13 protein-coding genes are annotated in these 13,032 nt (G+C 43.3%); all 13 read left to right on the top strand.

The annotated features are described in order from the left end of the window. The first annotated feature begins 111 nt into the window (after positions 1 to 111). The gene (locus tag M1D69_RS12395; RefSeq protein WP_458105925.1) at positions 112 to 498 is read left to right on the top strand and encodes a YlqD family protein; all 387 of its coding nucleotides are present in this window, start codon (positions 112 to 114) and stop codon (positions 496 to 498) included. Positions 499 to 502: 4 nt separating this feature from the next. Next, a complete protein-coding gene (gene rimM / locus M1D69_RS12390) occupies positions 503 to 1,027 on the top strand; it encodes a ribosome maturation factor RimM (RefSeq protein ID WP_458105926.1) in 525 nt (174 codons plus the stop codon). Then, positions 1,024 to 1,755, top strand: coding sequence for a tRNA (guanosine(37)-N1)-methyltransferase TrmD (gene trmD, locus M1D69_RS12385; protein ID WP_458105927.1), 732 nt, complete (start codon positions 1,024 to 1,026; stop codon positions 1,753 to 1,755). Before rimM ends, trmD begins: the two co-directional genes overlap by 4 nt. Positions 1,756 to 1,893: 138 nt before the next feature. Continuing rightward, positions 1,894 to 2,241 carry a 50S ribosomal protein L19 gene (gene rplS / locus M1D69_RS12380; protein WP_010334229.1) on the top strand — a complete coding sequence of 116 codons (348 nt, stop codon included), beginning with the start codon at positions 1,894 to 1,896 and terminating at the stop codon, positions 2,239 to 2,241. Between the two features lie 144 nt (positions 2,242 to 2,385). Next, on the top strand, positions 2,386 to 3,234 hold the full coding sequence (gene ylqF, locus M1D69_RS12375; RefSeq protein ID WP_010334231.1) for a ribosome biogenesis GTPase YlqF: 849 nt from the start codon (positions 2,386 to 2,388) through the stop codon (positions 3,232 to 3,234). Positions 3,235 to 3,304: 70 nt separating this feature from the next. Next, the gene (locus M1D69_RS12370) at positions 3,305 to 4,072 is read left to right on the top strand and encodes a ribonuclease HII (protein WP_458105928.1); all 768 of its coding nucleotides are present in this window, start codon (positions 3,305 to 3,307) and stop codon (positions 4,070 to 4,072) included. Positions 4,073 to 4,100: 28 nt separating this feature from the next. After that, positions 4,101 to 5,828 carry a hypothetical protein gene (locus M1D69_RS12365; RefSeq protein ID WP_458105929.1) on the top strand — a complete coding sequence of 576 codons (1,728 nt, stop codon included), beginning with the start codon at positions 4,101 to 4,103 and terminating at the stop codon, positions 5,826 to 5,828. Further along, positions 5,825 to 6,106 (top strand): FlhB-like flagellar biosynthesis protein, encoded by a 282-nt coding sequence (locus M1D69_RS12360; protein WP_458105930.1) that lies wholly within the window; start codon positions 5,825 to 5,827, stop codon positions 6,104 to 6,106. The genes M1D69_RS12365 and M1D69_RS12360 overlap by 4 nt, the downstream gene beginning before the upstream one ends. 173 nt (positions 6,107 to 6,279) lie before the next feature. Beyond that, a complete protein-coding gene (sucC, locus tag M1D69_RS12355) occupies positions 6,280 to 7,437 on the top strand; it encodes an ADP-forming succinate--CoA ligase subunit beta (protein WP_003238568.1) in 1,158 nt (385 codons plus the stop codon). A 28-nt stretch (positions 7,438 to 7,465) separates the two neighbouring features. Continuing rightward, positions 7,466 to 8,368 carry a succinate--CoA ligase subunit alpha gene (gene sucD, locus M1D69_RS12350; protein WP_024121388.1) on the top strand — a complete coding sequence of 301 codons (903 nt, stop codon included), beginning with the start codon at positions 7,466 to 7,468 and terminating at the stop codon, positions 8,366 to 8,368. Between the two features lie 60 nt (positions 8,369 to 8,428). Beyond that, complete coding sequence (dprA, locus tag M1D69_RS12345; protein WP_458105931.1) at positions 8,429 to 9,328, top strand: DNA-processing protein DprA; 900 nt, start codon at positions 8,429 to 8,431, stop codon at positions 9,326 to 9,328. A 189-nt stretch (positions 9,329 to 9,517) separates the two neighbouring features. Beyond that, a complete protein-coding gene (gene topA / locus M1D69_RS12340) occupies positions 9,518 to 11,593 on the top strand; it encodes a type I DNA topoisomerase (RefSeq protein WP_044155905.1) in 2,076 nt (691 codons plus the stop codon). A 75-nt stretch (positions 11,594 to 11,668) separates the two neighbouring features. Further along, on the top strand, positions 11,669 to 12,976 hold the full coding sequence (gene trmFO, locus M1D69_RS12335; protein ID WP_024121391.1) for an FADH(2)-oxidizing methylenetetrahydrofolate--tRNA-(uracil(54)-C(5))-methyltransferase TrmFO: 1,308 nt from the start codon (positions 11,669 to 11,671) through the stop codon (positions 12,974 to 12,976). Positions 12,977 to 13,032: the final 56 nt, after the last annotated feature.

The following is a 13,032-nucleotide window of genomic DNA, read 5'->3' as shown; positions in this document are numbered from 1 at the left end:
GCCGGCACCTCCCCTTTTTTTACACGCAAAAAACGGGTAAACTGATAGAAGATAAGACAAGATAGAAAAGTCTGGTCTTGAAAAAGTTTTAAAAGCAGGGAGCTTGGTGCGATGCAAATTATTCACCGTGTAGCCGTTATGCAAGTCTTAACCGAGCGCAGCAAAGAAAAGCTTTTATCTACTTTCACAGAAAAGAAGCAAATGCTTGAACGAGAATGCAGCCAGCTCTATTTTCAGCTTAGAAAACATGAAAAAGAACAGCAGAACCCAGATGTAATTGAACAATTTAAAAAGGCAATAGAAAAACGAAAAGATAATATGAAAATGATCGATTTTCAAATTACCCAAGTACATACATTACCGCTTGGCAGTGAAATGAAAGAAAAGGAAATCGATGCGCTGCTGACCATTGAAGTCGGAGATGACTGGCATGACAAAACAGCAGCAAACACCATCGTCATAAAAGACGGAACAGTAATTGAAATTCGCCAGAGGTGATTATATGACAAAGCGATGGTTTAATGTCGGTAAAATTGTAAATACCCACGGAATTAAAGGCGAGGTGCGGGTCATTTCAAAAACGGATTTTGCTGAAGAACGGTACAAGCCGGGCAACACGCTGTATTTGTTTATGGACGGACGCCAAGAACCGATAGAGGTAACGGTAAACACGTACAGGCTGCATAAGCAATTTCATCTGCTGCAGTTTAAAGAAAGACAAAGCCTGGATGAAGTAGAGGAACTGAAAAACGCCATCATCAAAGTTCCTGAAGAGGATTTGGGTGAGCTGAATGAAGGAGAATTTTATTTCCACGAAATTATCGGCTGTGAAGTTTTTACCGAAGAAGGTGAACTGATTGGAAAGGTGAAAGAAATTTTAACACCGGGAGCCAATGATGTATGGGTAATCGGGCGTAAAGGTAAAAAAGACGCGCTGATCCCTTACATTGAATCAGTCGTCAAACAGATTGATGTCAGCGAAAAGAAAATTGAGATTCAACTCATGGAAGGATTAATAGACGAATGAAAATCGATTTTTTGACGCTGTTTCCTGAAATGTTTGAAGGGGTACTCGATTCATCCATTCTTCAAAAAGCCCAAGAAAAAGAAGCAGTGCAGTTCCAGATCGTCAATTTCCGGGAGTATTCTGATAACAAGCATAATACAGTGGATGATTATCCTTACGGCGGCGGAGCAGGTATGGTTCTGAAGCCTCAGCCTGTTTTTGACGCGGTTGAGGATCTGGCCTCAAAAGCCGACAGTCCGCCGCGCGTTATCCTCGTCTGCCCGCAAGGTGAGCGTTTCACCCAAAAAAAAGCCGAGGAATTGGCAAAGGAAGAGCATTTGCTGTTTATCTGCGGCCATTATGAAGGCTATGATGAGCGAATCCGCGAGCATTTGGTGACAGATGAAATATCAATTGGCGACTTCGTTCTGACAGGCGGTGAGCTGCCTGCGATGATGATTGCTGACAGTGTCGTCAGGCTGCTTCCGGGTGTGCTTGGCAAAGAGGCTTCCCACATAGAGGATTCGTTCAGTACGGGGCTCTTGGAGCATCCGCATTATACAAGACCGGCAGATTATAAAGGTTTAAAAGTGCCTGAAACACTTCTATCAGGAAACCATGCTAAAATCAAAGAATGGCGGAATAAAGAATCGATCAGAAGAACCTATTTAAGACGCCCGGATCTTCTGAAAGACTATCCGCTTACAGAGCAAGAAAGAAAATGGATTTCTGAATGGGAAAAAGAATAGATTTTATTGCATAGGCTATGAAATTGTGATAAGATACTACTTGTGGCTTGAACGGGCTTATCCGTTTAAGCTTGAAAACGATGTTCCGCTGTGCCGGGTTTTGTGGCCAAGAGCATCTGTTGGAAGGAGTTGAAAACGATGCAAAAACTAATTGAAGATATCACAAAAGAACAGCTTCGTACTGATCTTCCTACGTTCCGTCCTGGTGACACTTTACGTGTACACGTAAAAGTTGTTGAGGGTAACCGTGAGCGTATCCAGATCTTTGAAGGTGTTGTGATTAAGCGTCGTGGTGGTGGAATCAGCGAAACGTTCACAGTTCGTAAGATTTCTTACGGTGTTGGCGTTGAACGTACTTTCCCTGTACACACACCAAAAATCGCGAAAATCGAAGTTGTACGTTACGGTAAAGTACGCCGTGCTAAGCTTTACTACCTGCGTGAACTTCGCGGAAAAGCGGCTCGTATTAAAGAAATCAGACGATAATGATAACGAACGAAAAGAGCTTGTTACCAGTAACAAGCTCTTTTTTTATACAGAATTTGAAAATGCCGGTCAGGCATCGTAAAATACATAAAGAACAACTAAGAATCTTGCACACTCAGAAGATAAAGGCGGTGTTCGTGTCACATGACAATCCAATGGTTCCCTGGCCATATGGCAAAGGCAAGACGGGAAGTAACCGAAAAATTAAAATTAATCGATATTGTATATGAATTGGTAGATGCCAGAATCCCGATGTCATCAAGAAACCCAATGATTGAAGACATCTTAAAAAATAAGCCGAGAATTATGCTGTTAAATAAAGCTGACAAAGCAGATGCGGCAGTCACACAGCAGTGGAAAGAGCACTTTGAGAACCAAGGAATCCGCTCTCTGTCCATTAATTCTGTAAATGGCCAAGGATTAAATCAAATTGTTCCGGCTTCAAAAGATATCCTGCAGGAGAAATTTGACCGGATGAGAGCAAAAGGTGTAAAGCCAAGAGCGATCCGGGCGCTGATCATCGGCATTCCGAACGTCGGAAAATCAACGCTTATCAACCGGCTGGCAAAGAAAAACATTGCGAAAACCGGAGACAGACCCGGTATCACAACATCTCAGCAATGGGTCAAAGTCGGGAAAGAATTAGAGCTTTTAGACACTCCGGGGATTTTATGGCCTAAATTTGAGGACGAGCTTGTCGGGTTGAGGCTGGCAGTCACGGGGGCTATTAAAGACTCGATTATCAATCTTCAGGATGTTGCCGTGTTTGGCCTCCGTTTTCTCGAAGAACATTATCCTGAACGGCTTAAAGAACGCTACGGGCTCGATGAGATACCTGAAGACATCGCGGAGCTGTTTGATGCAATAGGTGAAAAACGCGGCTGCCTCATGAGCGGTGGGCTTATTAACTACGATAAAACGACTGAAGTGATCATTCGTGATATCCGCACAGAAAAGTTCGGGAGGCTGTCATTCGAGCAGCCGACGATGTAAAGACGCGCTGAAATGCGGGTCTTTATTTTTTCCTGACAGGACCGATACATACAGTAAGGGAGAAGAGAAAGTGAATACATTAACCGTAAAAGACATTAGAGACCGTCTGCAAGAGGTAAGAGATGACCAGGACCCATTTCTTGCCCAGTGTGAAAATGATCCGAGAAAAAGCGTACAAGCGCTTGTAGAGCAATGGCTGAAAAAGCACGCAAAGGAAAAAGCGCTAAAAGAACAGTGGGTGAATATGACCTCCTATGAAAGGCTTGCGAGAAACAAGGGGTTTCGTTTTATTGCAGGAGTAGACGAAGTAGGCCGGGGCCCATTGGCAGGACCGGTTGTCGCCAGCGCAGTCATCCTTCCTGAGGAATGCGAAATACTTGGGCTCACAGACTCAAAAAAGCTTACAGAAAAAAAGCGTGAGGAATATTACGATCTCATTATGAAAGATGCTGTGGCAGTCGGCATAGGAATTGTAGAAGCATCTGTTATTGATGAGATCAATATTTATGAAGCCTCAAAATTGGCAATGGTCGAAGCAATCCGCAATTTGTCCGATACACCCGATTATTTGCTCGTTGACGCGATGACACTGCCGCTCGATACGTCTCAGTCTTCAATTATAAAAGGTGATGCCAAGAGCGTGTCTATCGCAGCAGGTGCGTGTATTGCGAAAGTAACGAGAGACCGGATGATGAGCGCATACGCCGAAAAGTATCCGCAGTACGGCTTTGATAAAAATAAAGGCTATGGGACAAAAGAGCATCTTGAAGCGCTCGCAGCTTATGGACCGACCGACTTGCACCGGAAAACTTTCGCTCCTGTTCAATCTTACAGATAATCTAATGGACAAGGAGGCACCTTTTGAAATGAACATACGAAATGATGTACAGCAGGCGCTCAAAAACCTTTTTGGAAACACTGCAGCTCCGCAGGAAACATCAAATACAACCGACGAATCAAATACCGTAAAGCGTCTCCTTTTAGGGAAAGTGCTTCGTTTATTAGGGGACCAGCATGCGCTGATCCAAGTAGGGAATCAAACGATTCAAGGCAAACTTGAAACCCAGCTTCGTCCTCAGGCGTATTACTGGTTTTCCTACGAAAAAAAACCAGCGGAACAGACAGGCCGTCTCCAGGTTGTTCAAAGCTTTGACCAAAATCCCAAAACCATTCAGGATGCAGCGGGCAAGCTTCTGAACGCTATTTCAGTGAAGCCGTCAAACGCATCCCTTATGCTGGCAGGCGCAATGCTGAAAAGCAAAACACCCGTCACAGAAAATGATATCAAAACAGCCGTCCGCTGGATGGACACGCTGCCTGCGACAGACACAAAAAAAGCCATCGAAACAGTTTTATTTGCCTTAAAGCGGGATCTCCCCGTTCACCCCGATGTTTTGAGCGGAGTTCATGCTGTCAAATCGCCTGTACCTCTCCATCAGCACCTATCTCAGCTGATTCAGGCTATTCATCAAAATCCTCAGCCGAGCCAGGCGCTGACAAAGCTAAAAGAAGCCGTTACGGCACTTTTTAATAGCGAAACAGATGTCCATGCAGAACGTCTTATCGAGAAGCTTATCTCGTTAACGGATCATAACAGATCTGCCTCTTCAGTCAGTACAGCTGGAAACCGGGAGCTTAGCGCAGCAGACGGCTCCGCAGGAAAGGCAAACTGGGCGCCTGCAAACCCGCAGGAGCAGCGAAACATACGAGACGGTGCCGCTAAAACTGTCTCAGACATTCCAATGAAAGAAGCAGGAAGGCTGCTGGCCACACTGACGGAAGCTGCGGATAAAAACGGCAATCCAATCGTAAAAGAAGCAGCGAATTGGATAAAGTCTGTTGTTTCCTCAAGTCAAAATAAACCTGAAGCAGCAGCATCTGCTTTGCAGGCCGCGCAAGTCACGGATCAAGAAGCAGAAGTGTTTTTAAAGGCTGTTCAGCAGACAGCTCCTAATTTGGCGGATAAGGCAGATGTTCTTTCCTTCTTATCCAAAGTGAAAATGGCAATAGGCGCTCGAGATGAGCTTGCTTTTATTAAAGCATTTGAACAAGGTGCTTCAGTGCTGCCCGATGATATTCAATCAGTTAAGATGGCTCTTCATGCTGCCAGAGCGTCACATGAGTTAGCGGAACCTGTCAAACAGGAAGCGGATCAGCTCTTCCATAAATTAAACGGTCAGCTTCTCATGCAGCAGGATCATCCTTCCTACAGCCAAATTGTGATGTCATTTCCGATGTTTTCAAAATCGGGGGTTCAGGACATGACTGTTCTGTTTAAAGGACAAAAAGAAGCGGATGGAAAGCTCGATCCTTCCCATTGCCGGCTCTTGTTTTTACTGCAATTAGATACGTTAAAAGAAACAGTTGTTGACTGCCTGATACAGCAGCAAGTCATGACGATTACAATTGAGACGGACTTTGAACTTCAGCCGGCAATCGATCCAATGGTGCCCGCCCTCAAGCAATCGCTCAAAGAAATGTTCTACAGTCTTTCAGGAGTTAACGCTAAAAAACGCCTTCAATCTGATGAAAAGGCTACAATTGATCAATACATAACAAGCATGAGTGATCAGGGAGTGGATTTGAAAATATGAACGAGCAAACGCCTTTAAGAAAAGCTGTAGCTCTGCATTATGACGAAAAAAAAGACAAGGCGCCAAGAGTAATTGCAACCGGGAAAGGACATGTTGCTGACAACATTATCAAAGAAGCTAAAAAGGCGGGGGTCCCGATCCAAGAAGATCGGACCCTTGTCGAATTAATGCGCCCTTTGACTGTGGATGACCAGATCCCGGAAGCACTTTATGAAACGGTAGCCGAGATTTTTTCTTTCATTTACAGATTGGACGAAAGTGTAAAAAATAAAAAATAGCTAAAATATTCCCCATTCTCCGCTTGAAATTTATGTTTTTAATAAAATAAAAGTTTGAATGTTTAGAAGGATTTTAAGATTTTGCATCGAACTCTAGACAATTCTTCCAGTATTATATAGAATGAAAGCGCAGTCTATTTTTAGTTTTGTTACATAAGTTAGGAGGATGGGAAATGAATATCCATGAGTACCAGGGAAAAGAAGTCCTCAGAAAATATGGGGTATCTGTTCCTGAAGGTAAAGTGGCTTTTACAGCAGAAGAAGCAGTTGAAAAAGCAAAGAGCTTATCCAGCTCGGTTTATGTCGTAAAGGCTCAAATTCATGCTGGCGGTCGAGGCAAAGCTGGTGGGGTAAAAATAGCAAAATCATTAGACGAAGTAAAAGCGTATGCCGAAGAACTTTTAGGTAAGACCCTCGTTACGCATCAGACGGGTCCGGACGGACAAGTAATAAAACGCTTACTTATTGAAGAAGGCTGCGATATTAAAAAGGAATACTATGTGGGATTAGTGCTTGACCGTGCCACTTCAAGAATTGTTCTGATGGCCTCTGAAGAAGGCGGAACAGAAATTGAAGAAGTAGCAGAGAAAACACCGGAAAAAATCAAAAAGGCTGTCATTGATCCGGCTGTTGGCCTCCAAGGCTATCAAGCTAGAGAAATTGCATTCGCTATCAATATTCCAAAAGAGCTTGTGGGGAAAGCTGCTAAATTTATGCTTGGACTATACAAAGCGTTTGTTGAGAAAGACTGCTCAATCGCCGAAATCAATCCTCTCGTTGTAACTGGAGACGGGAATGTGATGGCGCTTGATGCGAAATTAAATTTTGACAGCAATGCATTATACAGACAAAAAGATATTATGGAATACAGAGATTTGGACGAAGAAGATCCAAAAGAAATTGAAGCGTCTAAATACGATCTGAGTTACATTTCCCTTGATGGAAATATCGGATGCATGGTAAACGGCGCTGGACTAGCAATGTCCACGATGGATATCATTAAACATTATGGAGGAGAACCGGCCAACTTCCTTGATGTCGGGGGCGGCGCAACAGCAGAAAAAGTCACGGAAGCATTTAAAATCATTCTTTCTGATCAAAATGTTAAAGGGATTTTCGTCAACATTTTCGGAGGCATAATGAAATGTGATGTCATCGCAGAAGGGGTTGTTGAAGCGACAAGACAAGTCGGTTTAACATTGCCGCTTGTCGTCCGTCTTGAAGGAACAAACGTGGATCTAGGGAAGAAAATCCTTAGTGAATCAGGATTAAATATTACATCTGCGGAATCCATGGCTGACGGCGCGCAGAAAATCGTATCTTTAGTATAGGAAAGAATGAAAGGCAGGGGACCAAATAATGAGTGTTTTTATCAATAAAGATACAAGAGTTATTGTACAAGGGATTACAGGTTCTACCGCTTTATTCCATACGAAGCAGATGCTTGAATACGGCACAAATATCGTGGGCGGTGTGACACCTGGAAAAGGCGGGACTGAAGTGGAAGGGGTACCTGTATTTAATACAGTGGCTGATGCAGTTCATACGACTGGCGCAAATGCGTCTGTTATCTATGTTCCGGCACCGTTTGCAGCTGATGCAATTATGGAAGCGGTAGATGCGGAGCTTGATCTGGTCATTTGCATTACAGAGCATATCCCGGTTTTAGATATGGTAAAAGTGAAACGCTTCATGGAAGGCAAGAAAACGAGATTAATAGGACCGAACTGTCCTGGCGTCATCACGCCTGATGAATGTAAAATCGGCATTATGCCCGGATATATCCATAAAAAGGGTCATGTAGGCGTTGTATCGCGTTCAGGGACATTAACATACGAAGCAGTGCATCAGCTTTCAGAAGCGGGTGTAGGACAGTCTACAGCCGTTGGAATCGGCGGCGATCCTGTAAATGGAACCAACTTCATTGACGTTTTAAAAGCGTTTAACGAAGATCCTGAAACACACGCTGTTATCATGATCGGCGAAATCGGCGGTACAGCTGAAGAGGAAGCTGCTGAGTGGGTAAAAGCCAACATGACAAAACCGGTAGTCGGATTCATTGGCGGTAAAACAGCACCTCCAGGGAAACGAATGGGACATGCAGGCGCCATCATTTCCGGCGGAAAAGGCACGGCTGATGAAAAAATCAAAACACTTAATGAATGCGGAATCGAAGTTGCAGAGACACCTTCTGTCATGGGAGAAACATTAATTAAAGTGTTGAAAGAAAAGAATTTATTTGAAACGTGCAAAACTCATTAATAGAGAAGGGACAGCCATCTTGGCTGTTCCTGCTTTTGCTGTTAAAAGGAGGTTCTCATATTGGATCAGGCCGCTGCCTGTTTAATCACTTGCAGAATCAACCAATTACTATCCCCGTCTCTTCTATTAAAATGGTGGAAAGCTGATCCGTCAATGTCACTGTCAAATCCTTCATGTGCATTAGAAACAGCTTCACGCGGCAAAGTAAGAGCTGCGGCACTAAAAAATAAAATAGAAGAACAATATCCAAAGCTTCAGCATTTACTCTCTGTATATCATCAGCAAGGCATTAAAGTCATCCCAATATCCTCAGATCAATATCCATTCTGGCTGAAAACCATTTATGATCCGCCTCCCGTGCTGTTTGCAAAAGGTGATATATCCCTTCTTTCTCAAGGGAGAAAAATAGGAATTGTAGGTACGAGACATCCGACAGCCTATGGAATCCGGGTTGTCAATCATCTTACAATAGAGCTTTGCCAGAAAAAGTGGGTGATTGTCAGCGGGCTGGCGTCTGGGATTGACGGATTGTCCCATGCTGCAAGTATTAAGGCGAAGGGGCGGACAATCGGAGTCATCGCAGGCGGATTTCAGAACATTTATCCTCGAGAAAATCTTCAATTAGCAGAACACATGGCTAAACACCATCTTCTTCTGTCAGAGCATCCACCTGAAACCACACCCCAAAAATGGCATTTCCCTATGAGAAACCGTATCATCAGCGGGTTAAGTGAGGGCATTATTGTTGTGCAGGGCAAAGAAAAAAGCGGTTCTTTGATTACCGCATACCAAGCGCTGGAACAAGGGAGAGAAGTATTTGCCGTACCCGGTTCTGTATTTGATCCTTACGCCGGAGGTCCTATAAAATTGATTCAAGAGGGGGCTAAAGCCATATGGTCAGCAGAGGATATTTATGCAGAGCTTCCTGAGAAAAACGTTCAATATACGGAACCCTTTTGAATTATCGTTTGACAAACAGCATTGTAATATTTAATAATAGTGAGGATTTAAAGTTGCATATTGTTTTCTATTTAAATAATGACGTTCATCATAAAGAATGAAATGTTGAAAGCCAAATAAAGACAGCTGCAAATACAAAAAAAATTTGAAATACTTGAAGAGAGAGAACACCTCTTGAGGGGGATGAAAATGTCTGATTATCTAGTCATCGTGGAATCGCCCGCTAAGGCGAAAACGATTGAACGTTACTTAGGTAAAAAATATAAAGTGAAAGCATCAATGGGACATGTCCGGGATCTTCCAAAAAGTCAAATGGGAGTTGACATAGAACAAAATTTCGAACCGAAATATATAACCATTCGAGGTAAAGGTCCGGTATTAAAAGAGCTGAAAACGGCTGCCAAAAAAGCTAAAAAAGTGTATCTCGCAGCCGACCCCGACAGAGAAGGGGAAGCGATTGCATGGCACTTGGCCCACAGCCTTGATTTGGATCTTCATTCAGACTGCCGTGTTGTGTTTAACGAAATTACGAAAGATGCAATTAAAGAATCATTTAAGCATCCCCGCATGATCAATATGGATTTGGTGGATGCACAGCAGGCGAGACGTATATTAGACAGGCTCGTCGGATATAAAATCAGCCCAATCCTTTGGAAAAAAGTCAAAAAAGGACTCAGCGCTGGCCGTGTTCAATCTGTTGCCCTCCGGTTAATTATTGATCGTGAAAAGGAAATTAACGACTTTAAGCCAGAGGAGTATTGGACAATAGACGGCACGTTCTTAAAAGGGCAGGAGACGTTTGAAGCGGGCTTTTTCGGTAAAAACGGCAAAAAACTTCCTTTAAAGAGTGAAGCGGATGTAAAGGACATACTTTCTCAGCTCAAAGGCAATAAGTATACAGTTGAAAAAGTAACTAAAAAGGAACGTAAACGTAATCCGGCCTTGCCATTTACAACTTCCACCCTTCAGCAGGAAGCAGCGCGTAAGCTCAATTTCAGAGCGAAGAAAACGATGATGATTGCGCAGCAATTATATGAAGGAATTGATCTTGGAAAAGAAGGAACTGTCGGTCTGATCACATATATGAGAACGGATTCAACACGCATTTCCAATACAGCAGTTGATGAAGCGGCAGCGTTTATTGATCAAACGTACGGAAAAGAGTACTTAGGCGGCAAAAGAAAGCCCGCTAAAAAGAATGAAAATGCTCAGGATGCCCACGAAGCGATCCGTCCGACGTCGGTTCTCAGAAAACCAAGTGAATTAAAAGCAGTCCTTGGCAGAGATCAGCTGAGACTGTATAAATTAATTTGGGAGCGCTTTGTTGCCAGCCAAATGGCATCTGCTGTTTTAGATACAATGAGTGTTGATTTGACAAACAACGGTTTGACTTTTCGTGCAAACGGAAGTAAAGTCAAGTTTTCCGGGTTTATGAAAGTGTATGTTGAAGGCAAAGACGATCAATTGGAAGAAAAAGACCGGATGCTGCCTGACTTGCAAGAGGGAGACACTGTTTTATCTAAGGACATAGAACCGGAACAGCATTTTACCCAGCCGCCTCCGCGTTATACTGAGGCCCGTTTGGTTAAAACGCTTGAAGAACTCGGGATCGGCCGTCCTTCCACTTATGCTCCGACGCTTGATACGATTCAGCGGCGCGGGTATGTTGGTCTGGATAATAAACGGTTTGTTCCCACAGAATTAGGGCAGATCGTGCTTGAGCTGATTATGGAATTTTTCCCTGAAATCATTAACGTTGAGTTTACGGCAAAAATGGAAAAAGACCTTGATAATGTTGAGGAAGGCAATATAGAATGGGTACAGATTATTGATAACTTCTATACCGATTTTGAAAAGCGCGTGAAAAAAGCCGAATCAGAAATGAAGGAAGTTGAAATTGAACCAGAATATGCCGGAGAAGATTGTGAATTATGCAGTTCTCCTATGGTATATAAAATGGGCCGATACGGTAAATTCTTAGCTTGCTCCAATTTCCCCGATTGCCGAAATACAAAGCCGATTGTTAAACAAATCGGTGTGAAGTGTCCGAGCTGCGGAGAAGGAAATATTGTTGAGCGAAAATCGAAAAAGAAACGGGTTTTTTACGGCTGTGACCGTTATCCGGACTGTGAATTCGTTTCCTGGGACAAACCAATTGAACGAAAATGTCCGAAATGCGGAAAAATGCTTGTTGAGAAAAAACTCAAAAAAGGCATACAAGTCCAATGCGTGGAATGCGATTATAAGGAAGAACCACAGAAGTAGCGGTGAGCAGGGTCTTGCTCACCTTCTTTGTGTGTTAAAAGAAGACAATGAATAATAAACTAGGAGATGTGAAAGATGAACCAACAAACAGTGAATGTAATCGGAGCCGGACTCGCAGGCAGTGAAGCGGCGTGGCAGCTTGCCAAACGGGGGATTCAAGTCAGATTATATGAAATGCGCCCAGTCAAACAGACGCCTGCCCATCATACTGATAAATTTGCAGAACTGGTATGCAGCAACTCTTTACGCTCCAATACACTTGCTAACGCTGTAGGTGTACTAAAAGAAGAAATGCGTGCGCTTGATTCAGCAATTATTGCTGCGGCTGACGAATGCTCAGTGCCTGCCGGCGGCGCACTCGCTGTAGACCGGCATGAATTTGCGGCAAGTGTGACAAACCGGGTGAAAAACCATCCCAACGTTACCGTCGTTAATGAGGAAGTAACAGAAATACCTGAAGGGCCAACGATTATCGCAACTGGTCCGTTAACTTCAGAATCATTGTCTGCACAGTTAAAAGAGCTTACTGGAGAGGACTATTTATACTTCTATGATGCAGCAGCGCCTATCGTAGAGAAAGACAGCCTTGATATGGATAAAGTGTATTTGAAATCCCGTTATGACAAGGGAGAAGCGGCTTATCTAAACTGCCCGATGACAGAAGAAGAGTTTGACCGTTTTCATGAAGCTTTGACATCAGCGGAAACTGTGCCGTTAAAAGAGTTTGAAAAAGAGATTTTCTTTGAGGGCTGCATGCCGATTGAAGTAATGGCAAAACGAGGAAAGAAAACAATGCTTTTCGGACCGATGAAGCCAGTGGGATTAGAGCATCCTGTTACCGGAAAACGTCCATATGCAGTCGTTCAGCTCAGACAGGATGATGCGGCGGGAACTCTCTATAATATTGTAGGATTCCAAACTCATTTAAAATGGGGAGACCAAAAGGAAGTTCTCAAATTGATTCCCGGACTTGAAAATGTGGAAATCGTCAGATACGGTGTCATGCACAGAAATACATTCATTAATTCTCCAAGCTTGTTAAAACCGACTTACCAATTTAAAAAACGGAACGATTTGTTCTTCGCAGGACAAATGACGGGAGTAGAAGGATATGTGGAATCGGCTGCTTCTGGGCTTGTAGCAGGTATTAATGCGGCTAAACTTGTTTTAGGAGAAGAGCTTGTCACTTTTCCTCAGGAAACAGCAATAGGCAGTATGGCTCACTATATTACAACAACAAACCAGAAGAACTTCCAGCCGATGAATGCAAACTTTGGGCTTTTGAAAGATTTGCCTGTTAAAATTAAAAATAAAAAAGAGCGTAATGAACAGTACGCAAATCGGGCGATCGAGACAATTCAAACAATTTCGAAAACAATATAGGTATTGATTGCAACTTGATCGCGATTTGTGATACCATTTAAAAGCCCTTCCTGGGG

The sequence above is a fragment of the Bacillus sp. PK3-037 genome (genome assembly GCF_054161355.1).
Note: the sequence above shows the minus strand (reverse complement) of the source record. Positions and strands in the feature narration are given on the sequence as shown.

Excerpts from the sequence above, each read along its gene's own strand:
- M1D69_RS12360 (WP_458105930.1), top strand. The coding sequence starts at position 5,825 with ATGAACGAGCAAACGCCTTTAAGAAAAGCTGTAGCTCTGCATTATGAC.
- sucC (WP_003238568.1), top strand. The coding sequence starts at position 6,280 with ATGAATATCCATGAGTACCAGGGAAAAGAAGTCCTCAGAAAATATGGG.
- rplS (WP_010334229.1), top strand. The coding sequence starts at position 1,894 with ATGCAAAAACTAATTGAAGATATCACAAAAGAACAGCTTCGTACTGAT.
- topA (WP_044155905.1), top strand. The coding sequence starts at position 9,518 with ATGTCTGATTATCTAGTCATCGTGGAATCGCCCGCTAAGGCGAAAACG.
- ylqF (WP_010334231.1), top strand. The coding sequence starts at position 2,386 with ATGACAATCCAATGGTTCCCTGGCCATATGGCAAAGGCAAGACGGGAA.
- trmD (WP_458105927.1), top strand. The coding sequence starts at position 1,024 with ATGAAAATCGATTTTTTGACGCTGTTTCCTGAAATGTTTGAAGGGGTA.
- rimM (WP_458105926.1), top strand. The coding sequence starts at position 503 with ATGACAAAGCGATGGTTTAATGTCGGTAAAATTGTAAATACCCACGGA.
- sucD (WP_024121388.1), top strand. The coding sequence starts at position 7,466 with ATGAGTGTTTTTATCAATAAAGATACAAGAGTTATTGTACAAGGGATT.
- trmFO (WP_024121391.1), top strand. The coding sequence starts at position 11,669 with ATGAACCAACAAACAGTGAATGTAATCGGAGCCGGACTCGCAGGCAGT.
- M1D69_RS12365 (WP_458105929.1), top strand. The coding sequence starts at position 4,101 with ATGAACATACGAAATGATGTACAGCAGGCGCTCAAAAACCTTTTTGGA.
- M1D69_RS12395 (WP_458105925.1), top strand. The coding sequence starts at position 112 with ATGCAAATTATTCACCGTGTAGCCGTTATGCAAGTCTTAACCGAGCGC.